The organism is Streptomyces sp. NBC_01264 (genome assembly GCF_026340675.1).
In the GTDB taxonomy this organism is placed as follows: domain Bacteria; phylum Actinomycetota; class Actinomycetes; order Streptomycetales; family Streptomycetaceae; genus Streptomyces.
In genome coordinates this window covers 5125443-5151230 of the sequence record NZ_JAPEOX010000001.1, presented here as the reverse complement: position 1 = coordinate 5151230, position 25788 = coordinate 5125443, and the positions used below count along the sequence as shown (strand labels likewise).

Here is a 25788-nt window from a genome sequence, read left to right as displayed (position 1 = left end):
GCGGTCAGCCAGTCGTCGCGCCGGTCACGGCCGCCTCGTCGGCCTCGTCGCCGGCTTCGTCATCGGGTTCGCGGCCGGGGGTCGGCAGGTCGAACTTGGTGATGACGAAGCGGAAGACCACGTAGTAGACGACGGCGAAGCACAGGCCGATGGGGATGATCAGCCACGGCTTGGTGGCGAGCTTCCAGTTCAGCAGGTAGTCGATCAGGCCCGCCGAGAAGCCGAATCCGTCGTGCACGCCCAGGCCCCAGGTCACCGCCATCGACAGGCCGGTCAGGACCGCGTGGACCGCGTAGAGGGCGGGGGCCAGGAACATGAAGGTGAATTCGATCGGCTCGGTCACACCGGTGATCAGCGCGGTGAGGGCGAGCGAGACCATCATGCCCATGACGGCCTTGCGGCGGTGCGGCCTGGCGCAGTGGGCGATGGCGATCGCGGCGGCCGGCAGGCCGAACATCATGATCGGGAAGAAGCCCGACATGAACTGGCCCGCGGTCGGGTCCCCGGCGAAGAAGCGGGGGATCTCGCCGTGCACGACCGAGCTGTCGAGCTTGGTGAAGGAGCCGACCTGCTGCTGGAAGAACGTGTTGAGGAACTGGTGCATGCCGACGGGTATCAGGCCGCGGTTGAAGACGCCGTAGATGCCCGAGCCCACCGAGCCCAGACCGATCAGCCACTCGCTGAACGAGCCCAGCGCGTTGCCCACCGGGCCCCAGGCCAGCCCGAAGACCACGCCGAAACAGGTGCCGATGAAGGCCATGAGGATCGGGACGAGGCGGCGGCCGTTGAAGAAGCCGAGCCAGTCGACCAGCTTGGTCCGGTGGAAGCGCTGCCAGACCATGGCGCTGACCAAGCCGACGATGATGCCGCCCAGCACACCCGGGTCCTGCGGCGTGCCCTTGGGCAGCAGCTCGGTGACGGAGCCGTCGACGGGGAACGCGGTGAGCACGTTCTTGTAGACGAGGAAGCCGACCAGGGCGGCGAGCGCGGTCGAGCCGTCGGCCTTCTTCGCGTAGCCGATGGCCACGCCCACGCAGAAGAGCAGCGGGAGGTTGGCGAAGACGCCGTTGCCGGCGGTGGCGAAGACGTCGGCGAGCTTGCCCCAGTGCAGGCCCTCCTTGCCGAAGACGTCGTCCTGGCCGAGCCGCAGCAGGATCGCGGCGGCGGGCAGCACGGCGACCGGCAGCTGCAAGCTGCGGCCGACCTTCTGCATGCCCTGCATCAGGCCTGCGCCGCGCTTCTTCGCGGGCGCGGCGGCAGCCGTAGTCGTACTCATCGCCAGTTCCTCCTGGACGCACACCGATGGCCCGCTCACACCAGATACAGACCAGATGCAGACCAGATGATTCAGGTATAGACGACAAAAAGGGGCAGTTGCTTACACATCTCCCCTTTAGGGAGCATCGGCGGACGGATTGCCGACCAAAGGCCCGACTGCCCACAGGGGCGAGGGGCCTCAGCCGAGGGTGAGCCGCACCTCGTAGCGGTCGGCCCGGTACGTCTCCCGGCTGTCGGCGCACGGCAGCCCGGCGGAGTCGAGCGAGAGCCGCCGCGTGTTCAGGACGGGCGAGGGGCCGCTCAGGTCGAGGAGACGCCTCTGCTCGGTGTCGGCGAGCGCCGCGCGGGCCGTGTACCGGGCACCGACGGGTACGTGACCTGCGGCGGCGAGCAGGCCGAAGAGCGACGCGGTGGTGAAGTCCGCCCCGGCGACGGCCGGGGCCACGGCGAGCGGGACGAGGTCGTGCGAGACGCACACCGGCAGGCCGTCCAGGAAGCGCACGCGGCGCAGCTCGAACAGCTCGGCCCTGGTGGCGACCTGGAACCGCTCGGCCTCCTCCGAGGCGGCCGGGCGGGTACGGGCGCTCAGGACCCGGGCGGTCACCGCCCGCCCCAGGCTCCGGTTCAGGTCGGCGAAGCCGACCAGGGCCGTGGCGTCCGGGGAGTGACTGAAGCCCACCCGCTTCACGCGCCAGCCGCGCCGCTCGGAGGATTCGACCAGCCCCTCCTCGCCGAGCTCCTTGAGGGTGCGGCGCAGGGTGGAGCGGCTGATGCCGAGCTGCTCGCACAGGTACCGCTCGGAGGGCAGCCGCTGCTCCGGGGCGAGGGCGCCGGCCGCGATGGCGTGCGCCAGGGCCCGCTTGGCCAGGACGTACGGCGGCTGCGCGCCATCGGGCACGACGGGACGGAACTCGGGCTCTACGGGCATGACTGGCCCCCACTCTGCCGGGCGGCGCGGAACCCGGCCCGACACCACGCCGGGGCGGGTCAGGCCCTGGGGCGGCGATCCGCACGCCGTTCCCGCCCGTAACGCCACGGACAAGCCAACAGCCCGCGGTCGCCGCGGCAGCACGCCGAAGGTCCTGATGATCAGTCCGATCGTCCCTGCGGGGTGCCGGTGGCGTACGAGGAGACCAGGCGGGCGAGGTGACGGCCCGCCAGGAGGAGCGGGGTGCGGGACCGCTCGACCTGCTGGCCGCCACCGACTACCGGGGCGCCGACCCCGGCTACGCGCAGCTCTACTACCAGCTCAACATGATCATGTTCTGGTCCGCGTTCACCGGCTGGTACCAGGCCCTCGCCGTGGCGCAGGGCAACGGCCTGACGGCCGCGGACATCGTGCCGTACGCCGGCTACACCGCCGACACCATGCGCGGCTTCTACGAGGGCTCCGCCCCGCTGATCGACGCGGACGCGCACGAGGGCACCTACGAACGCCTCGCGATGTGCGCGGCGAGCGTGGAGCACATCCTGCACACCGCCGCCGACTCCGGCGTGGACACCGGGATCCTGAGCGCGCACGCCGACCTGTACCGGCGCGGAGTCGCCGCGGGCTTCGGCGCCGACAGCAGCTCGACGCTGGTCGGTCTGCTGCGGGGGGCGACGCCGGCGGCCTGAGGGCGGCGGGGACCTGCAAGGGACCGGGCCCGGCCTCAGCGGCGCAGGGCCTCCGCCGGCTGGACGCGCGCGGCGCGCCATGCGGGGTAGAGACCCGCGACGAGGCCCGTCAGCAGTCCGATGACCGGCGCCGCTGCCGCCGTGGCCGGGTGGACCACCGGGGTCCAGTCGCGGAACACGGCGACCGTGACCACGGTCAGGACGCCCAGGGAGGTCCCCACGAGGCCGCCCAGCGCGCCGAGCGCACCGGACTCCGCGAGGAACTGCACGGTGATGTGGCGCCCGCGTGCGCCCAGGGCCCGGCGCAGACCGATCTCCCCCGTGCGCTCCAGGACGGCGACCAGGGTGGTGTTGGCGATGCCGACGGCGCCGATCACCAGGCAGATCGCCGCCAGCAGCAGGAACAGCCGGTTCAGGTCGTCGCCGACCTGGCCCCGCAGCATCTTGGGGTCCGGCGGCGGCACGGACTTGAAGTACTCGGGATGGTCGGGGCGCAGCGCCGTAGGGGCCTCGTGGCCGATCTGCGCGGCCGCGCCGATCCTGGTCGTGATCAGCATCTTCGCCCCGCCGGAGTCGGGCGCGCCCCAGATCCGTTCCGCGGTGGTGTGGGGTACGACGACCGACAGCAGGAGGTCGGCCTTGCGGTCCGTGTCGGCGATGATGCCGACCACGGTGAAGGGCCGGCCGCCGATGAAGATCGCCGGGTTGGTCTCCAGGGTGGTGATGCCGAGCCGGTCGGCGACCCCCGTGCCGATGACGGCCACCGGGGCCTCGTGTTCCGAGGCGTAGGCGTCGTAGAGCCTTCCCTCGGCCAGGCGCGCACCCGCCGCGGCGAGCACCCCGGGCGAGGCGGCCACGACGTCGGTACTGCCCTGGGCGAGGCGGTCCCCGACCACCGCGGAGGACCGTACGGCCTCCTCCGCCGTCAGCCTCACCGGCCAGAACACCCCTGCGTGTTCCACCCCGTTGAGGTGCTCGATCCGCGCGTCGGCGTCCTTCGGGAAGGCGGGGCCGGCGAACTCGTCCTGCTCGTGGGCGATGTCCTCGACGTTCACCTCGGTCGCGCTGAGGGCGTTGAACCGGGTGTCGATCTGGGAGGAGGTGGTGGTGGTCAGCCCGAGGATCGCCACGAACGTGCCCACGCCGAGCACCGTACCGAGGCCGGTCAACGCCGAGCGGCCGGGCCGCTGGAGCATTCCGGCGAGGGACTCGGAGAGCACGTCGCGCCACCCGAACACGGAGGGACGGATGCGACCGTCCCGCCGCGCGCGCCGGGTACGCCGCACCGGCCTCACCGGGCCACCTCCGACGCGGCCGGGGCCGAAGCGGCCGCGGCCGGGTCCGAGACGCTCAGCACCCCGTCCCGGATCGTCACCGTGCGCTTGGCGCGGGCGGCGACGAGGGGATCGTGGGTGATCACCAGGACCGTCATGCCCTCCGCGTGCAGCCGCTCCAGCAGGGCCAGTACGGAATCGGCGTTCGCCGTGTCGAGGTTGCCGGTCGGTTCGTCGCACAGCAGCAGGGAGGGCCGGGTCACCAGCGCGCGGGCGATGGCCACCCGCTGGCGTTCCCCGCCGGACAGCCGCGTGGGCAGCGAGTCGAGGCGATGGCCGAGGCCCACCTGCTCCAGCGCGTGACGGGCACGGGCGCGCCGCTCCCGGCGCGGGGTGCCGTCGTAGACGAGGGCGAGCATGACGTTCTCCAACGCGCTGCGCTGGGGCAGCAGGTGGAAGGACTGGAACACGAAGCCGATGCGCAGTCCGCGCAGGGCGGTGCGGTCGGCGTCGCGGAGCGTGCCGGTGTCGATGCCGTCCAGGAGGTACGTTCCCCCGGTGGGCGCGTCCAACAGTCCGACGATGTTGAGGAACGTGGACTTCCCCGAACCCGACGGGCCGACGACGGCGACGAACTCGCCCCGCCCAACGGTCAGGTCGCAGGCCTTGAGTGCGGCCACGGGAGGCGGACCGGGATAGGTCAGCCCGATCCCGCGGAACTCGATGACCGGCTCGGAGGCCACGTTCGCGTCCACGATCGCGGTCACGTCCACGTCCACGTCCACATTCACTGTCACGGGGAAGCCTTCTCGCGCGCGACCCCGGTGACCACCCGGTCGCCGCCCGCCAGCGAGCCGTCCGCCACGGGGACGACGGCCACGAAACCGTCCCCGGCCGTGCCCGTCCGTATCTCCACCCGGCGCCGCTCCCCGCTCCCGTCGAGCACGGTCACGGTGGTCCGGCCGTCGGCCCCGGAGCTGATCGCGGTGATCGGTACGACGAGGGACTTGCCGTCCGTGGACGCCGCGGTGACGGTGACGCGTACGTCCTGGCCGGTCAGTTCCGGCTTCAGCGGCGCACCGGGGGTGATCTCCACGAGCCACCCGGTCGCTCCCTGGCCGCCCGGGGCGGGCGCGTCCGCGCCCGGCTTCGGCTGTCCGGCCGGGGAGCCGGCCTCGGAACGCTTGTCGGAGACGAGCGTGACCTGGCCCTTCGCGGACAGGCCGGTCACCTCGGAGTAGATCTCGGCCGCGCGTCCCGCCTGGATGAGGTCCTTCTGGTACTCGGGGACGTACGCCTGCACCACCAGCGTGCCGGCGGAGAGCGTCATGGCGGTACCGGTCGCCTCGGCGCCCACCTTCGCGACCACCGAGTCCACCCGGGCCGGGAAGCTCTGCAGGAACACCACCTCGGCCGCGGGCAGTTTCGGCCCGGCGGCCGCCTCGGCGGCGGCGAGCTTCTTCTTCGCCTCGGCCAGGTCCTCCTGCGCCCTGCGCACGGCCTTCCCGCCGTCGCCGCCGGAGGTGGCCGCCGCCTCCTCGCCCGGTTTGGCGCTCGGCTTGGCACCCGGCCTGGACGCCTGCGCCTGCGCGCTCCGGGCGTCCTCCAGCGCCCGCTGGGCGGCCGTGACCTGGCTCCGGGCCTCCGCGACCGGGTCGCCCTCCGTGCCGTTCGCGGGTACGGGGCTGTAACCCACCGCCTTGTAGAAGGAGTTGAGCGCGCCCTTCGTGCCGGCGCCGAAGCTGCCCGCGGCGTCGGGCGCCGAGGAGTGACCCAGTGCCTTCAACGCCTTCTGCACCTGGGCGATGTCGTCGCCCGTGGCGCCCGGGGTCAGGTCGCGGTAGACGGGCAGGCTGCCCTCCAGGACGAACACGGGCCGCCCGGAGACCTCCATCAGGACCTGCCCGGCCTTCACCGTGTCCCCGGGCCGCACCCGCAGCTTGGTGATCACCGGACGCGCGGCACCCACCCCGGCGGTCACCTGGGGGACCACCTCGACCGTCTGGCCCGCGACGACCTGGCCCCGGGTGATGACGGAGGACGTGAGCACCCGGTGCTCCACCGTCGCGGTCAGCACGTCGGGCCGGGGCGCGGCGGCGTCCGCGGCGACCTGCGCGGGCGACTTCACCAGCAGGGCCGCCCCCAGACCGCCGAGCGTGGCGATCACGGCCCCCACGGCCACGGCCGCCAGCCACCGGCGACGGCCGGACGTACCGCTGGTCGGCTCGGGTGCTGCTTCGGGTGCCGGGTCGGGTGTCGTTTCGGGTATTTCGGACTCCGGAAGGCCCGGAAGGCCCGGAAGGCCCGGAAGGCCCGGCTGAGCCACGTCGACCGTCGTGCCCATGTCCTGCGCCATCCGTGTCCTTCTTCGCCTCGCGGGTTTGCGCGGATCAGCCGACGAGCTGAGCACGAGGGGGCGAGTCGGCCCGAGCGAGCACTCCGGCCCCGCCCGGCGGATCCGCCAGGGACGGACCGGGGCGCCGGGCCGCCTGCGCCTTCCGGGCCGAGCGCCCAAAGAATAGGACGTAGTTACGGGTTGGTCCACAGCCTCATCAGCCCGGAACGATCAAGTTCCGGCCATGATCCGGCGCCGCTTCCCGCTGATGCGCCGCGTCACGACACGGCGAAGCCCCGGGCCGGATGGCCAGGGGCTTCGCCGTACGGGGTTCGGGCGCGCGGCCTACGACTCGGTGTCGGCCTCGCCCGTCCCGCGGTGGCCGAGGCCGGTGCGGGCGGTGGTGGGGATGCGGCCCAGCCGGCCCGCCTGGAAGTCGTCGAACGCCTGCTGGAGCTCGTGCTTGCTGTTCATCACGAACGGCCCGTAGTGCGCCATCGGCTCCCGGATCGGCCGGCCGCCGAGCAGGACGATCTCCAGCGCCGGGGCGTTGGCGTCCTGGCCCTCGTCCGCGCGCAGGGTCAGCGAGCCGCCCTCGCCGAAGACCGCGGTCTGCCCGGTGTGGATGGGCCGCCGGTCCTCGCCGACCGAGCCGCGCCCGGCCATGACGTACGCCAGGGCGTTGAAGTCCTCGCGCCACGGGAGGGTGATCTGCGCGCCGGGTGCCACCGTCGCGTGGATCATCGTGATCGGGGTGTGGGTGATGCCCGGGCCCTCGTGGCCGTCCAGCTCACCGGCGATGACGCGGAGCAGGGCGCCGCCGTCCGGGGTGGAGAGCAGCTGGACCTGGCCGCCGCCGATGTCCTGGTAGCGCGGGGGCATCATCTTGTCGGAGGCGGGGAGGTTCACCCACAGCTGGAGGCCGTGGAAGAGCCCGCCGGACAGCACGAGCGACTCCGGCGGGGCCTCGATGTGGAGCAGGCCGCTGCCGGCCGTCATCCACTGGGTGTCGCCGCCGTTGATGACTCCGCCGCCGCCGTTGCTGTCCTGGTGGACGAAGGTTCCGTCGATCAGGTAGGTGACGGTCTCGAAGCCGCGGTGGGGGTGCCAGGGGGTGCCCTTGGGCTCGCCCGGCGCGTACTCCACCTCGCCCATCTGGTCCATCATGATGAACGGGTCGAGGTACTGGTAGTTGATCCCGGCGAACGCACGGCGCACCGGGAATCCCTCGCCCTCGAAACCACCCGGGGCGGTCGTGACGGCCAGCACCTTGCGGGCGGTCGTCTCCTGGGCGGGCTCCCCGACGCGAGGGAGCGTCAACGGGTTCTCCACAGTCACTGCAGGCATGGTCGGAACCTCCTTCTGGCGTCGAGTTTAGTTGAAACCCGAACTTTCTGCCACCCGACAGAACAGAAGGAGCCCCGGGGGAATTCCCCCGGGGCCCGTAGCTCGGTTTGCGCCGGTCGTTCAGGTGTTGCAGGCCGGGTTGGCGTCCCGGCACAGGTGCGCGGTGGCGGCCTGCGCCGGGGCCGCGGCGAGGGCGCCCACGCCCACCGCCAGGGCCACTGTGGCCAGTACCGCGGCGGCCTTCGCGCGGAGCGCCTTACGGGTGGTGGAAGTCGTACGGGTCATTGCTGCCTCCTCGGATGGAGCTCGGGACGGGGACCGCCCTAGCAGGGGTCGATGGAGTAGACCGAGCGCCAGTCGATGCGCTCGGACACCGCGTAGTAGGCGCCGTACGTGGAGGCGCTCGACCCGTTGGAGAGCGAGAACACCGCACGCGTGCCCGGGGTCTGGTTGTTGATCCAGGAGCCGTTCGTTCCGGCCCACGGGATCCACCGGACATCGCTGCACTGCCACATCTTGATCGAGCGGCCGGTGTAGTTGGGCCCCTCGTAGGCGCAGAAGTAGGTGTACGGGCAGTCGGCCGCCGCCGTGGCGGCCTGCGTGGGCGATGCCGCCAGGACCCCCGTACCCAGCGCCATCACCCCCGTGGCCGCCACTGCCGCGAGCTTCGTGCGTAAGGACGTACGTGTCATCACAGTCCCCCTGTCAGTCAGAGCGGGTTTCCCCCCGCAGCACTGATATTCGGGACTCTCGGCCACCGCCGCGATCCTTTCGGGTACCGCCGAAACCTGCGCCCGGCCAACCAGGGGCCCCGGACGGGCGTCCTCATGATCGACACCATCGATGCGTACGGACCGACGCACGCCCCACGACAGGAGCCCGATCAGTGACCACCTCGACGAACGAGGCCGACGGCGCGGAGGCGGACGCGGGGGCGGACGCCCGGCACGGGAAGGCGCAGCCCGCGCTCGCCGCACTCGGCTGGTCCGTCGCCCTCGCGGCCGCAGTCGTGGCCCTGGGGTACGCCTCCTACCGCTGGGCAGCCACAGGCCTGCCCCTCGAACCGCTCCCCGGCTCGCCGTGGCCCTATCTCGCCGCCTTCGGCGTCCTCTGCCTGGCCTGCTGCCTGCTGCTGCGCTGGGCGACGGGGTTCAAGGGCGTGGACGGCGGCGCCGAGGCGATCGCCGCCCTGTCCTGCGCGGGCATCCGCACCTCCCTGGCCCACCGCCCCGACCTCGCCCTCCTGTGGACGTACGGCGCCCTGGCCGTCGCCCTGATCACGGTGGCGGCGATCGTATGGCGGCTGCGCCACCGCTCCTGAAGGTCGGCCGCGCGGTCAGCCGCCGCTGTGGATGAGGTCCACGCCCAGGGCGGTCGCCGAGTGCAGCACCGCCTTGCCGTCCCGCGCCGTGGTGATCAGGCCCGCCGCGCGCAGGGTGCGGGTGTGCTCCGAGACCGACGGGAGGCTGATGTCGAGGTCGCGGGCCAGTTCGGAGGTGGTCCGCCGCTCGATCAGCAGCTGGAGCACCGCCGCCCGGGTCCGCCCCAGCAGCGCGTCCAGCGCGCCGTCCGCCCGGTCCGGGGAGACCAGCGGCAGGGGGGTCAGCGCCGGGTAGAGGAGTACGTACGTCCCGTCCGGGTGCTCGTCCAGCAGCGGGCGGCCCGTCCAGAACGGCGAGGGCATCAGCACCAGCCCGCGCCCGCCGAGCCGGACCTCGTAGTCCGGCGGCCGGCCCACCTCGAAGACCAGGCCCGACCAGTCCGCCGCCGGATGCGTGCTCGCCAGGCAGGCCTTGATCCCGTGCGCGGCCAGCAGCCTGGTCCGCCAGGCCACGTCCGCCTGGAAGGACTGCCGGATGCGCGGCCAGTGCGGGGCGATCAGGACCTCGTACGCCGACCGGATCGCGGAGTCGAGCTGCTGCCAGGCCTCCCGGTCCTGCCCCCACAGGGCGCGCAGCCAGGACGGGGACCCGGGCGCGCGGGTCGCGGCGCGGGCCAGCCCCTCCGGCGTGAGGAGGGGGATCCGGTCCCGGATGACGGCGATGCCCTCCTCCAGGCCGCGCGCGTACGGCTCCACGAAGTGGGGGTTGTCCCCGTCGGGGCGCAGGAGGTCGAAGAGCGGCCGCACCCGCCCGGGCAGCTCCCGCGCGGCGAGGCTGCGCCAGCGGCCGAAAACCGCCTGCTGGTCCGTACGCTGCGCGGCCACCAGCGCGAGGGCCAGCTCCACCAGGGGCAGGGGCTCGCTCGCGAAGGTGACGTTGAGCAGGTCCTCGGCCTCGAAGTGCACGCGCAGCAGGTCCGCCCCCCGGCGTCGGCTCCTAGCCGTACATGCGGCGCATGGCGTAGTCGACCATCTGCTCGACCGCCTTCGCGTCGAAGACCATCCGGTGGTCGCCCTCCATGTCGAGGACGAAGCCGTACCCGGTGGGCAGCAGGTCGATCACCTCGGCGCCGGTGATCACGAAGTACTTGGACTCCTTGCCGGCGTACCGGCGCAGCTCCTTGAGCGTGGTGAACATCGGGATGACCGGCTGCTGGGTGTTGTGCAGCGCGAGGAAGCCCGGGGTGTCGCCCCGCGGGCAGTAGACCTTCGAGGAGGCGAAGATCTGCTGGAAGTCCTCGGCGGACAGCGACCCGGTCGTGAAGGCGCGTACCGCGTCCGCGAGGGAGGGCGGCGAGGGCTCGGGGTACAGCGGCTGCTGAGGCTGCTGCTGCGCGTAGCCCTGCTGGGGCTGGGCGTAGCCCTGCTGCCCCGCGCTCACGTTCTGGTCATAGCCGTACATGGCCCGAAGCCTACCGAGGCGGGGGCCCGCCGGTGCGTCGAGTTCCGGTCAGTGGGACTTCAGCCCCCGCACGAAGCCCGCCCAGGCGGTGGCCCCGATCATGAGGACGGGCCCGCCCTGGTCCTTGGAGTCCCGCACGGGGACGGTTCCGGTGAGCCCGTCGGCGACCTCGACGCACTCGCCGCCGCTGCCGTTGCTGTGGGTGCTCTTTCGCCAGCGCGCGGCGCCGGGGAACGCCTCGGCGACCTCGACGCAGTCGCCGCCCGTGCCGTTGCTGAAGCTGCTCTTGCGCCAGCAGGCAGACGTCAAGTCAATCGCGGTGCTTGCCATTTCTGAAGTCCTCTGCAGCTGCGTCGATCCTCGCCAGGTTCACGAGGGCCGGAAAGTCGATGAGTTGCCCGCTGTGCAGACTCTCGGTGTACACGACGGGCGGTGCGTCCACGAAGGTCATCATCTTGGCCATGCCCATCATGAACGGGTGGGCCGCAGCCGTTTCCGGAACGATCTGCAGAATGGAGCGAGTGGTTCTGACCACGCTCGCGATGTGGTCCAACAACTCAGCCATCGCCCCGGCGGGAACGACCTGCCGCCGGATCAGTGACTCGTCCAGGACCACCCAGTAGGACGGGGGCATCTCACCCCTGAACAGCTGGGCCCGCGCGACGCGGGCTTGCACCTTTTCCTCGACCTCGCTGTCCAGGGCCCGGGGCATCGCTGCCCGGGTGAGCGCCCGTGCGTAGGCCGGGGTCTGCAACAGCCCCGGCACGAGCATCGGAGCCCATTCCTCAATCGTCTCGGCAAATGGCTCCATCTCGGCGACGTCCGCGAAATACTCCGCATGCCCGGACTGCCTCGCCTTGCGCGCATCTTCACAGCGGCGCTCGAAAAACCCGTCCGTCCCCAGCTTCCCGTCCACGTGCCGGGCCAGATCCAGCGGCATCCGGCGCTCGCCGTGCTCGATCTGGCTCAGGAACGGCACCCCCCGGAAGCTGCCCTCCGCCAGCTGTTCCAGCGTGAGACCAGCCGATTCCCGTTTGTAACGCAGCTCCGCGCCATAGAAGGAGGGGACGTTCGCCGAAGCGTCGGGGTCCTTACGAGCGGGCACAACCCACCACCGCCATTTGCCACTTGTCCAGCGGAACTCGAAACCCTTCCAACGGTACGCCGGGCCGCGTCACGCTGTGAGCAGTTCGTCACTCCCCGCTGCGAAAGGCACGGCTCCGCCATGAGCGACCACCCCCACGACCACGAGGCGACCCAGGCCCTGGAGAACCTCCGAGCCGCACTCGAAACGCACGGGATCACCCTCCCGTCCCTCGACCTGCACCTCCTCTCCTACGCCGGGCGGTACGCCACCCCACCCCTCATCGCCCTCGGCAACTGCAACCCGGCCACCGCGCAGCGACTGGCCGAAGCCCTGGCGGGCCGGTGAACAGCGACCTCACGCTCCACCTCCTCGCCACCCCCGACTCCGTCCCCCTGGCCCGCCACGCAGTGCGGGCGCACCTGGGGCCCGGGGCCTCCCCCGACGCCGAGCTCTGCGTGAGCGAGCTGCTCACCAACGCCCTCGCCCACCTGGGCCACGGCACGGCCGTCACGCTGCGGGTCACCGGAAGGGCAGCGCGTACACGCGTCGAGCTCACCGACCCCGACCCGCGCGCACGCCCCGTAAGGCGGGACACGACGGACGGCGACGAATCCGGGCGGGGTCTAGCCCTGCTCGACGCGCTCGCGCTGCAATGGGGTGTCATCCAGGGACCCGGGAGCAAGACCGTCTGGTGCGAGCTCGAACTTGACCCTGGTCACAGTCGCCACGGAAGGGTTGCTCTTATTACCGGTGGGTAGCATCATTACGTTACCGATTGGTATGCACGAGGAACCACTCTCACCGAGCCTTAACGGAGCCGTCGCCATGGGGCACTACAAGTCGAATCTCCGCGACATCGAGTTCAACCTCTTCGAGGTGCTCGGGCGCGACAACGTGTACGGCACCGGCCCGTTCGGTGAGATGGACAGCGAGACCGCCCGCACGATCCTCGGCGAGATAGCCAAGCTCTCCGAGAACGAGCTGGCCGCCTCCTTCGAGGACGCCGACCGCAACCCGCCGGTCTTCGACCCGACGACCAACACCGCGCCCGTCCCGGCGTCCTTCAAGAAGAGCTACAAGGCCTTCATGGACTCCGAGTACTGGCGTCTGGGTCTGCCCGAGGAGATCGGCGGCACCACCTCGCCCCGCTCCCTGATCTGGGCCTTCGCCGAGACGATCCTGGGCGCGAACCCGGCCGTGTGGATGTACTCCTCCGGCCCGGCCTTCGCCGGCGTCCTCTTCGAAGAGGGCAACGAGGTCCAGAAGAAGATCGCCGCGCTCGCGGTCGAGAAGCGCTGGGGCTCCACCATGGTCCTGACCGAGCCGGACGCCGGCTCGGACGTCGGCGCGGGCCGCACCAAGGCGGTCCAGCAGGACGACGGCTCCTGGCACATCGAGGGCGTCAAGCGCTTCATCACCTCGGGCGAGCACGACATGGAGGAGAACATCCTCCACTACGTCCTCGCGCGCCCCGAGGGCCACGGCGCGGGCACGAAGGGGCTCTCGCTCTTCCTGGTGCCCAAGTTCCACTTCGACTGGGAGACCGGCGAGCTGGGCGAGCGCAACGGCGTCTACGCGACGAACGTCGAGCACAAGATGGGCCTCAAGGCCTCCAACACGTGCGAGATGACCTTCGGCGACCAGCACCCCGCCAAGGGCTGGCTGATCGGTGACAAGCACGACGGCATCCGCCAGATGTTCATGATCATCGAGTTCGCCCGGATGATGGTCGGCACGAAGGCCATCGCGACCCTGTCGACCGGTTACCTGAACGCCCTGGAGTACGCCAAGGAGCGCGTGCAGGGTCCGGACCTGGCCAACTTCATGGACAAGACGGCCCCCAAGGTCACCATCACGCACCACCCCGACGTGCGCCGCTCGCTCATGACGCAGAAGGCGTACGCCGAGGGCATGCGCGCCCTGGTGCTGTACACCGCCTCCGTCCAGGACGAGATCCAGGTCAAGCAGGCCGCCGGCGAGGACACCGCGTCCCTCGTGGGCCTCAACGACCTGCTCCTGCCGATCGTGAAGGGCTACGGCTCCGAGAAGTCCTACGAGCAGCTCGCGCAGTCGCTCCAGACCTTCGGCGGCTCGGGCTACCTGCAGGAATACCCGATCGAGCAGTACATCCGCGACGCCAAGATCGACACCCTCTACGAGGGCACCACGGCCATCCAGGGCCAGGACTTCTTCTTCCGGAAGATCGTCCGCGACCAGGGCGCCGCGCTGAACGTCCTCACCGAGACGATCAAGAAGTTCCTGGCCGAGGGCGAAGGCGGCGAGGAGCTGGCCCCGGCCCGCGACGCGCTCGCCAAGGCCGCCGTCGACCTGGAGGCCATCGTCGGCCAGATGGTCGTCGACCTCACCGCCACCGGCGAGGACGTCAAGAACATCTACAAGGTCGGCCAGAACACCACCCGCCTGCTGATGGCCTCCGGTGACGTGGTCGTCGGCTACCTGCTCCTCAAGGGCGCGGCCGTGGCCGCCGAGAAGCTGCCGGCCGCCTCCGCCAAGGACGTGCCGTTCTACACCGGCAAGATCGCCGCCGCGAAGTTCTTCGCCGGCGAGGTCCTCCCGGGCGTCGCGGTGGCCCGCGCGCTCGCCGAGGCCGTCGACAACACCCTGATGGAGCTCGACGAGGCCGCCTTCTAGGCCCCGTACCCTCCGTCCCCAGCTGTACGCGGTGTACGTACGCGCAGTCGGCCGGGTCCTCCGCACGGGGACCCGGCCGTCGGCGTGCGCGGGGGCCGACGGTCGCCGTGAGGCCCCGTACACAGCCCCGTACCGCCTGTGGTCTGCGGGTTTCCCGGGATGTCCGTGGTTCGTGGGACGCTCGTGGGTATGAGTCCACAGGAGCAGCAGCGCGGCAGCAGGGGGTACTCGGTCCCCACCGGGCGGCCCTATGCCCTCAAGGAGCTGCAGTCCGCCGTGGGCAGCCTCGGCGACCACCTCAAGGAGCTCTACGAGGGCGCCCATCCCACCGAGTACGAATCGGTGGCCGACGCCCTCTACACCGCCTTCCAGACCGCCGCCGGGCTCGCCCCCGCCAAGAGCTACACCGGCTGCCCGGAGCACCCCAACGGCGCCCTGGACCCCGAGGCGCCCGACGGCTGGGGGCGCTGCCTGATCTGCAACGACCGGCGCCGGCTCGGACTGCGCGCCCAGGGCGCCCGCGCCGCGGCCGCCGCCACCCCGCCCGCCGGGGAGCAGCGCCGGCTCGGCTACCCCGTGCCCGAGCCCCCGTACACGCTCCAAGCGCTGCAGACCCGCCTGCGCACGGTCGAGGAGCGCCGCTTCCACCTGAGCCTGTCCTCGCCCCCCGAGGACTTCGTCGCGATGGCCGACGACCTGCACCGCGCCTTCATCGTGGCGCGCGAGCTGTCGCGCCCGCGCAACGCCTCCGGATGCTCCGAGCACCCCGGCGCACCCATCGATCCCGACGCCCCTCCCGGTGAGGCCTGTATCTTCTGCGCCGGACGCAAGAGACGCGCACAGCGCTCCGCGCAGACCCCGGAGATGCTCCCGCGCATCCGCCGGGGCGAGCGCAGACAGTTGCAGCGCCGCTTCGACCGTCCGCCGGGCTGACAGGCCCCGGGGCCGGGCCACCCCGCCCGTGGGGCCCCTCCCCTCCGGCCATCCGCCGCAGTCCGGCCATGACGAACACGACCGTCGTTAAGGTGAACCACATGAGCTCTCCCGCCGCCGCCCGCTTCGACCGCGGCCACACCGACGACCTGATGACCTTCCTGGCGGCGAGTCCGTCGCAGTACCACGCCGTGGCCAACGCGGCCGAGCGGCTGGAGAAGGCCGGATTCAGGCAGTTGGCCGAGACCGACGCGTGGGACGCGAGCACGGGAGGCAAGTTCGTACTCCGCGGGGGCGCGATCATCGCCTGGTACGTGCCCGAAGGCGCGGCCGCGCACACGCCGTTCAGGATCATCGGCGCGCACACCGACTCCCCCAACCTCCGGGTCAAGCCGCTGCCCGACACCGGCGCCCAGGGCTGGCGCCAGATCGCCGTGGAGATCTACGGCGGCACCCTGCTCAACACCTGGCTCGACCGCGACCTGGGCCTGGCCGGACGCCTCACCCTGCTCGACGGCACCGAACGGCTCGTCAACATCGACCGTGCGCTGATGCGCGTACCCCAACTCGCCGTGCACCTGGACCGGTCGGTGAACTCCGACGGGCTCAAGCTGGACAAGCAGCGGCACATGCAGCCGATCTGGGGCCTCGGCGACGTCCACGAGGGCGACCTGATCGCCTTCCTGGAGGACGAGGAAGAACTGGAACGCGGCTCCGTCGCCGGCTGGGACCTGATGGTCCACTCCATCGAGCCCCCGGCCTACCTGGGCCGCGACCGCGAGCTGCTCGCGGGCCCGCGCATGGACAACCTCCTGTCGGTCCACGCGGCCGTGGCGGCGCTGGTGGCGGCCTCGGCCGGCGACACCCTCGACCACATCCCGGTGCTGGCCGCCTTCGACCACGAGGAGAACGGCTCGCAGTCGGACACCGGCGCGGACGGACCCCTGCTGGGCAACGTGCTGGAACGTTCAGTCTTCTCGCGGGGCGGCTCCTACGAGGACCGCGCGCGGGCCTTCGCCGGCGCCATCTGCCTCTCCTCGGACACCGGCCACGCCGTGCACCCCAACTACGCGGAGCGGCACGACCCCACGCACCACCCCCGCGCCAACGGCGGCCCGATCCTGAAGGTCAACGTCAACCAGCGCTACGCCACCGACGGCAGCGGCCGCGCGGTGTTCGTGAGCGCCTGCGAACGCGCCGGCGTCCCGTGGCAGACCTTCGTCTCCAACAACTCGATGCCGTGCGGCACGACGATCGGCCCGATCACCGCGGCCCGCCACGGCATCCAGACGGTCGACATCGGCGTGGCCATCCTCTCGATGCACAGCGCCCGCGAACTGTGCGGCGCGGACGACCCGTACCTCCTGGCCAACGTGATGCTGGCGTTCCTGGAGAACTGAGCCTCCACCGACGACCCGTCATGACCGTGCCCGCCGAGGGAAGATCCCCCGGCGGGCACGGTGACGTGTGGGCTCAGTCGTCCATCCCGGCCAGGACCAGGGGCAGGCGGCTCGTGCCGTCGGGGGTGACGGTGAGCGGGACGCCCCAGTCCTGCTGGTGGACGTGGCAGGCCGGGAATTCGTTGGCCGGGTCGTCGTCGCAGGAGGCGGCCATCGCGGAGACGTGCAGGACGCCCTCGGTCAGGGCCGGGTTCAGGGTCAGCTCCCGGAAGAGGTCCGTGCCGGGGCCGTCGCCCGCCGTCAGGAGCTCCGGCGGGGTCGAGGAGACCAGCAGGCGGGTGGAGGGGCCGTAGCGGGTGTCGAGCTTCTGGCCCGACGGCGCCTGGAAGACGATGTCGAGCCGGAGCGTGCCGGGGGCCACCTCGGTGGCGGCCCGCCGGGTGCGGTGGGCGATCGCGTCGACCCGTACGGCCTCCTCCGGGAGGCGCAGTCGGGTCAGCCGGTGCCGGGCGGACTCCACGACCACGATGTCGTCCCCGACCAGCACGGCGTCGCTGGGCTCGCGCAGGTCGGTGGCGAGGGTGGTGAGCTGGTCGGTGGCCGGGTCGTAGCGGCGCAGGGCGTGGTTGTACGTGTCGCACACCGCGACCGAGCCGTCGGGCAGCGCGGTGACGCCGAGCGGGTGCTGGAGCAGGGCCTGGGCGGCGTCGCCGTCCCGGTGCCCGAAGTCGAAGAGGCCGGAGCCGACGGCGGTGCGGATGGCGTAGCCGCCCTCGTCCACCTCGACGTACCTCAGGGCGCTGGTCTCGGAGTCGGCGATCCACAGCCGGTCCTCGGTGGCCGCGAGCCCGGACGGCTGCGCGAACCAGGCCTCGGCGGCCGGCCCGTCGTGCAGCCCCTCGTTGGTCGTCCCGGCGGCGACGGCGACGGTGCCGCTCTCCGGGTCCCAGGTCCACAGCTGGTGGACGCCCGCCATGGCGATCCACACCCGGCCCTGCCACCAGGCGACGTCCCACGGCGAGGACAGGTCGACCTCGAGGGCCGGCCCGGAGGTCGGGGACCCCTGCCACCACTGCCGGCCGGTCCCGGCGACGGTCTCCACGGTCCCGGTCGCGGGGTCGAAGCGCCGCAGCGCGTGATTGACGGTGTCGGCGACGACGACGGACCCGTCGGGGAGCAGGGCGAGCCCCTGCGGCTCGCTGAAGGAGTCCGGCCCGAAGCCGCGCTCCCCGCCACCGATGCGCCGTACGACGCTCTCCGCGTCGGGAGCCAGCTCCACCAGCTGGTGCCGGGTCGTGTCGGAGACGAGCAGGTTCCCGGACGGCAGCACGAGCGCCTTCCCGGGGAACCGCAGGTCCCCCGCCACCGGCTCGGGCGCCACGTACGGCCCGTCCCCGCGCCGCAGCGTCCCCTTGGCCTCGTGCTCGGCCTCCAGCTCCTCCACGAGCTTCGCGAGGGCGTGCGCGTGCCCCTCACCGGCGTGCTGCGCGACGACGTACCCCTCGGGGTCGATCACCACGAGCGTGGGCCAGGCGCGGACGGCGTACTGCTTCCAGGTCGCGAGCTCGGGATCGTCGAGCACGGGGTGGTGCACCCCGTACCGCTCGACGGCGTCGACGACGGCGGAGTGCTCGGCCTCGTGCACGAACTTCGGCGAGTGCACGCCGACGATCACGACGGTGTCGCGGTGCTTCTCCTCCAGCTCACGGAGCTCGTCGAGCACGTGGAGGCAGTTCACACAGCAGAAGGTCCAAAAATCCACAACAACGCACTTACCTCGCAGGTCAGCGAGGGTGAGCTCCTTCCCGCCGGTGTTGAGCCAGCCGCCCTTGCCGATCAGCTCGGGGGCACGGACACGGGCACGCTTGCGGGGTGCGGGCGCGGGGGTGGGCGCCGGGGCAGCATCGTTCATGCTTCAAGCTTGCCATCCACCTGTGAACGCAGGATCACGCCCGTACGAAACGCCTGCTCAGGGCGTACGCACCAGCTCTGACCAGGTACGCAGGCCGGACAGGATGAGTAGGCGTACTCAGGTGGCGGGGCACGGGGGCTTCGAGACTGGGGGCACAACGAACGAAGCGGAACGGGAACGGTGGACGTCATGGTGCGGCGCTGGTCGAAGGCTGAGATGTGGGTGCCCGGTGCGTACCTGGCGGTGGTGGTCGCGATGCTGGGTTATGTCGTGATCGGCAGCCGGACCGGTGACATCGGGATGTTCGCGGCCCTGCCGATCCTGGCCACCGCGCCGGTCAGCATGCTGCTGCTGAGCGGCTTCGGACCCGCGGCGGACGCCCTGGACGAGTCCGCCCCGGTCGTGGAGCCCGCGTACGGCGGGGTGGAGCCGCCTCCCCTTCCGGTGCCCACCGGGGCGGACTTCGACCCGGAGTCCGTGCCGCGCCCCTCGGACTGGGTCGCGCCGGACATGTCCGGCGACGACAAGTTCGGCGTGGGGGCCGAGTTCGGCCTCGTCGGCGCGCTCCTGGTCAGTGCCCTGGTCAACGCCACCGCGATCTGGGCCCTGCTCCGCTACGTGGCGCGGCAGGGGGCCAGGCGCGTGCAGCTCTAGCCCTCGCACCCGGGTCCGGGATCAGGGATCAGGCTCCGAAGCTGTGGAGGGAGCGGACCAGGGAGGTGACGAAAGTGTTCTGGACCTCGGGCGGGAGGAGGTCCAGGGAGAGGTACGGGTTGAGGTCCTCCAGCTCCACCAGGAGGAGGTCGCCCGAGGGGGCGCGGCAGGCGTCCACGCGCTGGATGCCGTGCGTGAGGGTGTTCCAGGTGATGAAGGTGCGGGCGAAGGAGAGGTCCGCGGGGGTGGGGTCGTAGGGGACGAGCTCCCAGCGGCGGTCCGGGTCGGGGGCGTAGAGGGCGTACTGGAAGGTGTCGTCCACGAAGTAGAAGGAGACTTCGTAGGAGAAGTCGATGCGCGGCTGGATCAGGAACTCTCCCGGGGCGCAGTCCGGGTGAGGGGTGAAGGTCAGGCCTATCGAGTCCGCGCCCTGCTTCGGCTTCACCGCGTAGGCGGGGGACGCGGGGAGGAGGGACAGGTGCGCCGGGTCGTCGATCGTCGGGATGACCGGGTGGCCCGAGGCGGTCAGGTCGACCAGGTACTGCTTGCCCGCCATGTCGCCGCGGCCCGTCAGCGGGTTGTAGACCCGGGTGCCGGCAGCGAGGGCGGCCGTGCGGAAGGAGTCGTAGGCCTCCTGGTGGTGGAGGACCGGGCCGCTGTTGCGGACGACCACGGTGTCGAAGGCGGGGAGGAGGGCCTCCGCGTCCAGGGGGTGGCAGAGGGCGAGGGGGAAGTGTTCGCGCAGGCGTGCGGTGAGGAAGACGTCCTCGTCGCCGTAGCGGCGGCCGCGCGCCGGGTACGCCAGGTCGGTCACGTAGAGAAGTGGCATGACCGGAACCTATCGCGGGCAGCGATGAGGGCGTGAAATACCTGGTACGGGACAAAATGCTGGCCGTCGGGGACGACTACTGGATCGAGGACGAGGACGGGCGGCACGCCTTCCTCGTCGACGGGAAGGCCCTGCGGTTCCGGGACACCCTGGAGTTGAAGGACCCCGACGGGCGGATCCTCATCACGCTGCGGGAGAAGCTCTTCGCCCTGCGCGACGCGATGACGCTGGAGCGCGACGAGCGGCGGCTCGCGGTGATCCGCAAGAAGCGGTTCTCGCTGCTGCGCAACCACTACCTGGTCACGCTCAACGAGGGCACCGAACTCGATGTCAGCGGGCGGATCCTGGACCGCGAGTTCAAGGTCGAGTACGACGGGGAGCTGCTCGCGCTGATCTCCCGCCAGTGGTACCGGATCCGCGAGACGTACGCCGTCGACGTGATCCGCGAGGACGCCGACGCCTCGCTGCTCGTAGCCGTCGCCGTGTGCGTGATCCGGATGGCGGAGAAGGAACGCGAGGGCCCGGGCGGCGATTAGCCCCGGCCGGTCGAGCAGCGCCCCTCGACGGGCTCAGAGCCCGAGGCGGCGGTCCTTCAGGGCCGGGAACTGCTCGCGGGTCTCGGCGACCTTCTGCGGGTCGAGGTCCACCGTCAGGACCTCCTCCCCCGGGCCCGCCTCCGCGAGGACCTCGCCCCACGGGTCGACGACCAGGCTGTGGCCGGCCTGCTCCACGCCCCCGTTGGTCCCGGCCGACCCGCAGGCGAGGACGTACGACTGGTCCTCGACGGCCCGCGCCCGGTTCAGCAGGGTCCAGTGCTCACGGCGGCGGGCCGGCCAGCCCGCGGAGACGACCAGCGTCGTCGCCCCGGCGTCGACCAGGCCGCGGAACAGCTCCGGGAAGCGCAGGTCGTAGCAGGTGGCCAGGCCCAGGGTCTGCTCCGGCAGGGCGACCGTGGTCAGGGACTCGCCCGCGGACATCATGACGGCCTCGCCCTGGTCGAAGCCGAAGCGGTGGATCTTGCGGTACGTGGCGGCGAGCTCGCCCGTCGGGGAGAGGACGAGCGCGGTGTTGTAGAGCGAGCCGTCGCCCGCGCGCTCCACGAAGGAGCCCGCGTGCAGCCAGACCCCGGCGTCACGGGCGGCCGCGGCCATGGCCTCGTAGGTGGGGCCGTCCAGCGGCTCGGCCTCTGTCTCGAACTGCTCGTAGGCGAAGGCGCCCACGGTCCACAGTTCCGGCAGGACGACGAGGTCCGAGCCGGACTGCTCGCGCACGAGTTCAGCTGCCCTGGAGCGGCGGGAAACCACCGACTCCGCCTCATTCACCGCGATTTGGATCAGAGAAGCGCGCACAGTACCACCGTCCTGGCTTTCAAGCCGTCAACTCGGGCCTACGATCGTCACACGAAAGCACTGCCGGGGTGCTCACCGGCAGCGTAGTTTTGAAGCCATTGCACAAGCTTCCAGAACGCGCCACTGCACGTAACGCGCCAACAGGCCGATGAACAGCACGCGAGGGGTCCCGTTGACCGTCCATCCGCATCCCAGCCTTCAGCCCTATGCCGACGCGTGGACCCACTCCATCGAGGCGATATCCGAGCTGGTCCTTCCGTTGACGGAAGGCGAGTGGAGCCGGGCGACGCCCTGCCCGAACTGGTCCGTGCGCGATGTCGTGTCCCACGTCATCGGCATCGAGTGCGAGCAGCTGGGCGACCCGCGGCCGATCCACACCCTGCCGCGGGACCTGCGGCACGTGGTCGACGAGTTCTCCCGGTACATGGAGGTGCAGGTCGACGTACGGCGCCACCACACCGCGCCCGAGATGACCTCCGAGCTGGAGTACACGATCATCCGCCGCTCGCGGCAGCTGCGGAACGAGAAGCGGGAACCGGACACGATCATCCGCGGCCCGCTGGGCGAGCCGGCCACCCTGGAGGACTCGCTCCGGCTGCGCGCCTTCGACGTGTGGATCCACGAGCAGGACCTGCGGGCGGCCCTGGGCGTACCGGGGAACTGGGACTCGCCGGGTGCCTACGTGGCCAGGGACCTGCTGCTGGCCGGGCTGCCGAAGGTGGTCGCGAAGAAGGCGGGCGCGCCCGCGAACTCGGCCGTCGTCATCGACGTGCACGGGGCGCTGGAGTTCATGCGGACCGTACGGGTCGACGCGGAGGGCCGCGGCACCATCGACAAGGCCCCGTCGCTGGGTCCCGCGGTGACCGTGACCCTGGACTGGGAGACGTACGTACGCCTCGCGGCCGGCCGGGTGCGTGCGCACACCGTCGCCGACCGGGTGAAGGTGGAGGGTGACCCGGCGCTGGCCGAGGCGATCCTGACCCACTTCTCCGTGACCCCGTAGGCCGGATACGGCTTGGTGTGGCCGGTGATGCCGTCCCCTGGCTCGGACTCCTCCGAGCCGGGCTCCTTCCCCGGGGACCCGGCGCGGATCCCCGCCGAGCGGGGCACGGGGGCGATCCTCGCGCAGTACCTGCGCTCCCTGGCCGCGCACGGGGAGGAGTGCACCCCGGCCGAGCTGGAGCAGTTGAACGCCATCGCCATCGCCCTGGCCGGTGCCGACCAGGTCGAGGGCGAGCCGTCCGGGGAGGTCCGCACCCGGGCACTGCTGACCCGGATCGACACCTTCATCGGGCACAACCTCGGCGATCCCGGGCTGAGCCCGTCCGTGGTCGCCGCCCGCCACGGTCTGTCGCTGCGCAGGCTGCAGCTCCTCTTCCGGGAGCGCGGGGAGGGTGTGGCGGCCTCGATCCGCCGCCGCCGGCTGGAGCGCTGCCGCGAGGACCTCTCCGACCCCGGACAGTTGGCCGTCCCCGTCCACAGCGTGGCCCTGCGCTGGGGATTCACCAACGCCTCGGTGTTCAGCCGGCTGTTCCGGGAGACGTACGGGGCCGGCCCGAGCGCGTTCCGCCGCGCGGCTGTGCGATCCGCCCCACGGGCCGCCAAACCTGCTGCGCGGATTGTCAACAGTCCCTGCGCGCAGTGCACACGCGACCGCGCGGAGCCCTCATAGGCTCGGCAGGCGTTGGCCGGAACCCGACTCCGCGGAGCGGACGGACGGACGGGCGGGAAAGGACGGGGGTCTGTCCCGCCCGGGCCCGTCCCCCGCGCGCGGTACGGGGCCTACGCGGATGCCGGGCCGCCACCGGACCTCACCGGGCGGGCCCTGGGTCGGCAGGGGTGCCGACGGGGGTGCCGGCCCCGGAGGCGACCACGGCGGTGGCCGCCGGTACCGGGGCCGGCGGAAGCGGCGCCGAAGCCGACGCCGCGGCGAGGACGACCGGGGCGACCGGGGCGACCGGGGCGACCGGGACGAGCACAGCCGCCCGCTCGCGTTCGCGGGCCAGGGCGCGACCGCGCAGGCGCAGGATCTGGGCGATGCCCAGGAGTTCCAGGACGAAGACCGAGGAGAACGCGATGCGGTAGTTGTCCCCGGTGGCGTCGAGCAGCAGGCCCACCACCAGCAGGGTCGTCATGGAGGCGAGGAAACCACCCATGTTGGTGATTCCGGAGGCGGTGCCCTGACGATCCGCCGGGTTGGCGGGGCGGGCGAAGTCGAAGCCGATCATCGACGCCGGTCCGCACGTGCCCAGCACCAGGCAGAGCGCGATCAGCAGCCACATCGGCGCGTGGTCCCCGGGGTACGCCAGGACCGAGCCCCAGAGGAGGGCGGTCAGGGCGACCGTGCCCAGGGCCAGCGGGATCCGGGAGGACTGCCGGCGGCCGACGACCTGGCCGTAGACCAGCCCGAGCGCCATGTTCGAGGCGACCACCAGCGTCAGCAGTCCGCCCGCGGTGGTGCGCGAGAGCCCCTGGGCCTCGACGAGGAAGGGCATGCCCCACAGCAGCAGGAACACCATCGCCGGGAACTGCGTCGTGAAGTGCACCCACAGCCCGAGCTTGGTGCCGGGCTCCTTCCAGGAGTCGGCGATCTGGCGCCGTACGAAGCCGCCCGCGCCGGTGGCCGCGCGCGGCGCGGGCTCGTGTCCCTCCGGGTGGTCGCGCAGGAACAGCACCAGCGGGACCAGGACGATCAGCCCCGCCACCGCGCTGCCCGCGAACGCGGGCACCCAGCCGACGCCGTGCAGCACGGGGGCCAGTACCAGCGTGGAGATCAGGTTGCCGGCCATCCCGACCAGCCCCGCCAGCTGCGCCATCAGCGGGCCCCGGCGGGCCGGGAACCAGCGGGTGCCGAGCCTCAGTACGGAGATGAAGGTCATGGCGTCCCCGCAGCCCAGCAGGGCGCGGGCCGCCAGGGCCATCCCGTAGGAGGGGGAGAGCGCGAAGCCGATCTGGCCGGCGGTGAAGAGCACGGCGCCGAGGGTGAGCACCTTCTTGGTGCCGAGCCTGTCCACCATCAGGCCGACGGGTATCTGCATGCCCGCGTAGACCAGGAGCTGGAGCAGGGAGAACGTGGACAGCGCCGAGGCGTTCACGTGGAAGCGGTCGGCGGCCTCCAGCCCGGCGACACCGAGGCTGGTGCGGAAGATGACCGCCACGAAGTAGACGGCGACGCCGATGGACCAGACGAGCACCGCCCTGCGGCCGCCCGGCGGGTCCTTGAAGACGGCGGGGGACGCGGCGGGGGCGGCGGCGGACGCGGCGGACGCGGCGGACGCGGCGGACGCGGAGCTCATCGGGCGGACCCCCGCACCAGTTCCCCGACCCGGCTCACGTGGGCCCGTACCGCCGCGGCGGCCGTGTCGGCGTCGCCCGCGCGCAGGGCGTCGAGGATCTCCCGGTGCTCAGCCAGCGTCCGCTCCACCCGCTCGGGGTGTGCGTGCAGCAGGGCCACGCCCATGCGGAGCTGGCGGTCGCGCAGTTGGTCGTAGAGGCGGCAGAGGATCTGGTTGCCGGCGCTGCGCACGATCTCCGCGTGGAAGGCCCGGTCGGCGGCCATCATCGCCGCGAGCTCGCCCGCGTCGCCGAGCCGGCGCTGCTCCTCGACCAGTTCCGCGAGCCGTTCCAGCAGTCCGGCCGGGGCGGGCACGGCTTGACGGACGGTGAACTCCTCGACCAGCAGCCGGGTTTCGATCACGTCGGCGATCTCCTGGGCGGAGACTGCGAGGACGAGGGCGCCCTTCTTCGGGTACAGCTTCAGCAGCCCCTCGGTCTCCAGCCGCAGCAGCGCCTCGCGGACCGGTGTGCGCGAGACCCCGACGGCCACCGCGAGCTCGCCCTCGGTCAGCAGCACCCCGCCCTCGTAGCGGCGGTCGAGCACGGCCTGCTTGACGTGTTGGTAGACGCGTTCGGCAGCGGTCACGGTGGTGGCGGGGGTACTGGCGGGTGGCATGCGCACAGCATAGATACAACAGAGGTGCAAGTTGAGGGTTGTCCAGTATGTGGACCTCACCGCACCGTGACGTCCAGCACGAACTCGTCGTACGGGGCCTCGTCCGGATACGGCGGACGGACCTGCGCGAAGCGGATCCTGGCCCGGCCCGCCACCCGCCCCCGTACGAGGTACAGCCGTTCCACCGTCGCCCCGGGCAGCGGCGGCTCCGTCGGCTGCGGTGCGGCGGCCGGCGGGGCCTGCGCCACCGCGACGGCGTCCGCGTCGCCCGTCACCCGCCAGGTCCAGACGTAGCCGCGCGCACCGCGCACGGTGAGCCGCAGCTCGTACGGCTCACCGGGCGCGAGCACCACCTCGCGGACCTCCACGCGGACCGCTCCTCTCCT

At 71.8% G+C, this 25788-nt stretch carries 29 protein-coding genes; 11 read left to right on the top strand and 18 right to left on the bottom strand.

All coding sequences use genetic code 11. The features are described from left to right. Nucleotides 1–4: 4 nt before the first annotated feature. Nucleotides 5–1276 carry a PTS transporter subunit EIIC gene (locus tag OG435_RS23925; protein ID WP_266879565.1) on the bottom strand — a complete coding sequence of 424 codons (1272 nt, stop codon included), beginning with the start codon at nt 1274–1276 and terminating at the stop codon, nt 5–7. A gap of 180 nt (nt 1277–1456) precedes the next feature. Further along, the gene (locus OG435_RS23920) at nt 1457–2206 is read right to left on the bottom strand and encodes a GntR family transcriptional regulator (protein WP_266879563.1); all 750 of its coding nucleotides are present in this window, start codon (nt 2204–2206) and stop codon (nt 1457–1459) included. A 218-nt stretch (nt 2207–2424) separates the two neighbouring features. Here OG435_RS23920 and OG435_RS23915 point away from each other — a divergent pair, with 218 nt between their 5' ends. Continuing rightward, nucleotides 2425–2895 carry a hypothetical protein gene (locus OG435_RS23915; RefSeq protein ID WP_266879561.1) on the top strand — a complete coding sequence of 157 codons (471 nt, stop codon included), beginning with the start codon at nt 2425–2427 and terminating at the stop codon, nt 2893–2895. Nucleotides 2896–2930: 35 nt separating this feature from the next. On the opposite strand, the gene OG435_RS23910 is transcribed toward OG435_RS23915, so the two are convergent. From OG435_RS23910 to OG435_RS23885, 6 genes are all read right to left on the bottom strand, one after another. Beyond that, nucleotides 2931–4190, bottom strand: coding sequence for an ABC transporter permease (locus OG435_RS23910; protein WP_430625676.1), 1260 nt, complete (start codon nt 4188–4190; stop codon nt 2931–2933). Further along, nucleotides 4187–4960 carry an ABC transporter ATP-binding protein gene (locus tag OG435_RS23905; RefSeq protein ID WP_323187944.1) on the bottom strand — a complete coding sequence of 258 codons (774 nt, stop codon included), beginning with the start codon at nt 4958–4960 and terminating at the stop codon, nt 4187–4189. Before OG435_RS23905 ends, OG435_RS23910 begins: the two co-directional genes overlap by 4 nt. Nucleotides 4961–4962: 2 nt before the next feature. Next, complete coding sequence (locus tag OG435_RS23900) at nt 4963–6525, bottom strand: peptidoglycan-binding protein (protein ID WP_266879559.1); 1563 nt, start codon at nt 6523–6525, stop codon at nt 4963–4965. Between the two features lie 324 nt (nt 6526–6849). Continuing rightward, nucleotides 6850–7851: a pirin family protein gene (locus tag OG435_RS23895; protein ID WP_266879557.1), complete on the bottom strand. Its 1002-nt coding sequence runs from the start codon at nt 7849–7851 to the stop codon at nt 6850–6852. Between the two features lie 120 nt (nt 7852–7971). After that, nucleotides 7972–8136, bottom strand: a complete 165-nt coding sequence (locus tag OG435_RS23890) for a hypothetical protein (RefSeq protein ID WP_266879555.1) — start codon at nt 8134–8136, stop codon at nt 7972–7974. 38 nt (nt 8137–8174) lie between these two features. Then, nucleotides 8175–8543, bottom strand: a complete 369-nt coding sequence (locus OG435_RS23885) for a peptidase inhibitor family I36 protein (RefSeq protein ID WP_266879553.1) — start codon at nt 8541–8543, stop codon at nt 8175–8177. 194 nt (nt 8544–8737) lie between these two features. On the opposite strand from OG435_RS23885, the gene OG435_RS23880 reads away from it, so the two are divergent. Then, nucleotides 8738–9172, top strand: a complete 435-nt coding sequence (locus tag OG435_RS23880) for a hypothetical protein (protein ID WP_266879551.1) — start codon at nt 8738–8740, stop codon at nt 9170–9172. 15 nt (nt 9173–9187) lie between these two features. Here OG435_RS23880 and OG435_RS23875 read toward each other — a convergent pair whose 3' ends face one another. Genes OG435_RS23875 through OG435_RS23860 form a run of 4 tightly spaced genes read right to left on the bottom strand, consistent with a single transcriptional unit; the run spans nt 9188 to nt 11739 of the window. After that, entirely contained in the window at nt 9188–10138 is a 951-nt protein-coding gene (locus tag OG435_RS23875) for an ArsR/SmtB family transcription factor (RefSeq protein WP_266879549.1), read from the bottom strand. 31 nt (nt 10139–10169) lie between these two features. Beyond that, entirely contained in the window at nt 10170–10634 is a 465-nt protein-coding gene (locus tag OG435_RS23870) for an SseB family protein (protein ID WP_266879547.1), read from the bottom strand. A gap of 48 nt (nt 10635–10682) precedes the next feature. Beyond that, nucleotides 10683–10964: a DUF397 domain-containing protein gene (locus OG435_RS23865; RefSeq protein WP_266879546.1), complete on the bottom strand. Its 282-nt coding sequence runs from the start codon at nt 10962–10964 to the stop codon at nt 10683–10685. Continuing rightward, nucleotides 10945–11739 carry a helix-turn-helix domain-containing protein gene (locus OG435_RS23860; protein ID WP_266879544.1) on the bottom strand — a complete coding sequence of 265 codons (795 nt, stop codon included), beginning with the start codon at nt 11737–11739 and terminating at the stop codon, nt 10945–10947. Before OG435_RS23860 ends, OG435_RS23865 begins: the two co-directional genes overlap by 20 nt. Before the next feature lie 120 nt (nt 11740–11859). Between OG435_RS23860 and OG435_RS23855 the strand changes: the two genes are divergently transcribed. The 5 genes from OG435_RS23855 (at nt 11860) to OG435_RS23835 (ending at nt 16706) form a co-directional block, all read left to right on the top strand. After that, nucleotides 11860–12066 (top strand): hypothetical protein, encoded by a 207-nt coding sequence (locus tag OG435_RS23855; RefSeq protein ID WP_266879542.1) that lies wholly within the window; start codon nt 11860–11862, stop codon nt 12064–12066. After that, nucleotides 12063–12479: an ATP-binding protein gene (locus OG435_RS23850; RefSeq protein ID WP_266879540.1), complete on the top strand. Its 417-nt coding sequence runs from the start codon at nt 12063–12065 to the stop codon at nt 12477–12479. The genes OG435_RS23855 and OG435_RS23850 overlap by 4 nt, the downstream gene beginning before the upstream one ends. Nucleotides 12480–12546: 67 nt before the next feature. Continuing rightward, on the top strand, nt 12547–14373 hold the full coding sequence (locus OG435_RS23845; protein ID WP_266879538.1) for an acyl-CoA dehydrogenase: 1827 nt from the start codon (nt 12547–12549) through the stop codon (nt 14371–14373). Between the two features lie 189 nt (nt 14374–14562). Beyond that, complete coding sequence (locus OG435_RS23840) at nt 14563–15306, top strand: hypothetical protein (RefSeq protein WP_266879536.1); 744 nt, start codon at nt 14563–14565, stop codon at nt 15304–15306. 101 nt (nt 15307–15407) lie between these two features. Beyond that, the gene (locus tag OG435_RS23835) at nt 15408–16706 is read left to right on the top strand and encodes a M18 family aminopeptidase (protein ID WP_266879534.1); all 1299 of its coding nucleotides are present in this window, start codon (nt 15408–15410) and stop codon (nt 16704–16706) included. A gap of 73 nt (nt 16707–16779) precedes the next feature. Here the strand turns inward: OG435_RS23835 and OG435_RS23830 are convergent, their stop codons facing one another. Next, entirely contained in the window at nt 16780–18618 is a 1839-nt protein-coding gene (locus tag OG435_RS23830) for an NHL domain-containing thioredoxin family protein (protein ID WP_266879532.1), read from the bottom strand. A 189-nt stretch (nt 18619–18807) separates the two neighbouring features. Between OG435_RS23830 and OG435_RS23825 the strand changes: the two genes are divergently transcribed. After that, nucleotides 18808–19272, top strand: coding sequence for an SCO4225 family membrane protein (locus OG435_RS23825; RefSeq protein ID WP_368083319.1), 465 nt, complete (start codon nt 18808–18810; stop codon nt 19270–19272). Nucleotides 19273–19300: 28 nt separating this feature from the next. Here OG435_RS23825 and OG435_RS23820 read toward each other — a convergent pair whose 3' ends face one another. Continuing rightward, nucleotides 19301–20101, bottom strand: coding sequence for a hypothetical protein (locus OG435_RS23820; protein WP_266879528.1), 801 nt, complete (start codon nt 20099–20101; stop codon nt 19301–19303). 32 nt (nt 20102–20133) lie between these two features. Between OG435_RS23820 and OG435_RS23815 the strand changes: the two genes are divergently transcribed. Further along, complete coding sequence (locus OG435_RS23815) at nt 20134–20637, top strand: LURP-one-related/scramblase family protein (RefSeq protein WP_266879527.1); 504 nt, start codon at nt 20134–20136, stop codon at nt 20635–20637. Between the two features lie 33 nt (nt 20638–20670). On the opposite strand, the gene OG435_RS23810 is transcribed toward OG435_RS23815, so the two are convergent. Next, nucleotides 20671–21450 carry a carbon-nitrogen family hydrolase gene (locus tag OG435_RS23810; RefSeq protein ID WP_266879525.1) on the bottom strand — a complete coding sequence of 260 codons (780 nt, stop codon included), beginning with the start codon at nt 21448–21450 and terminating at the stop codon, nt 20671–20673. Nucleotides 21451–21622: 172 nt separating this feature from the next. Here OG435_RS23810 and OG435_RS23805 point away from each other — a divergent pair, with 172 nt between their 5' ends. Together OG435_RS23805 and OG435_RS23800 are read left to right on the top strand one after the other, a co-directional pair. Further along, nucleotides 21623–22453 (top strand): maleylpyruvate isomerase family mycothiol-dependent enzyme, encoded by an 831-nt coding sequence (locus tag OG435_RS23805; protein WP_266879523.1) that lies wholly within the window; start codon nt 21623–21625, stop codon nt 22451–22453. Nucleotides 22454–22480: 27 nt separating this feature from the next. Beyond that, entirely contained in the window at nt 22481–23122 is a 642-nt protein-coding gene (locus OG435_RS23800) for a helix-turn-helix domain-containing protein (protein ID WP_266882018.1), read from the top strand. Between the two features lie 139 nt (nt 23123–23261). Here the strand turns inward: OG435_RS23800 and OG435_RS23795 are convergent, their stop codons facing one another. The 3 genes from OG435_RS23795 to OG435_RS23785 are packed head-to-tail and all read right to left on the bottom strand — an operon-like array spanning nt 23262 to nt 25770. Then, nucleotides 23262–24746: an MFS transporter gene (locus tag OG435_RS23795; protein ID WP_266879521.1), complete on the bottom strand. Its 1485-nt coding sequence runs from the start codon at nt 24744–24746 to the stop codon at nt 23262–23264. After that, nucleotides 24743–25402: a GntR family transcriptional regulator gene (locus OG435_RS23790; protein ID WP_266879519.1), complete on the bottom strand. Its 660-nt coding sequence runs from the start codon at nt 25400–25402 to the stop codon at nt 24743–24745. The genes OG435_RS23795 and OG435_RS23790 overlap by 4 nt, the downstream gene beginning before the upstream one ends. A 56-nt stretch (nt 25403–25458) precedes the next feature. After that, the gene (locus tag OG435_RS23785; RefSeq protein ID WP_266879517.1) at nt 25459–25770 is read right to left on the bottom strand and encodes a protease inhibitor I42 family protein; all 312 of its coding nucleotides are present in this window, start codon (nt 25768–25770) and stop codon (nt 25459–25461) included. Nucleotides 25771–25788: the final 18 nt, after the last annotated feature.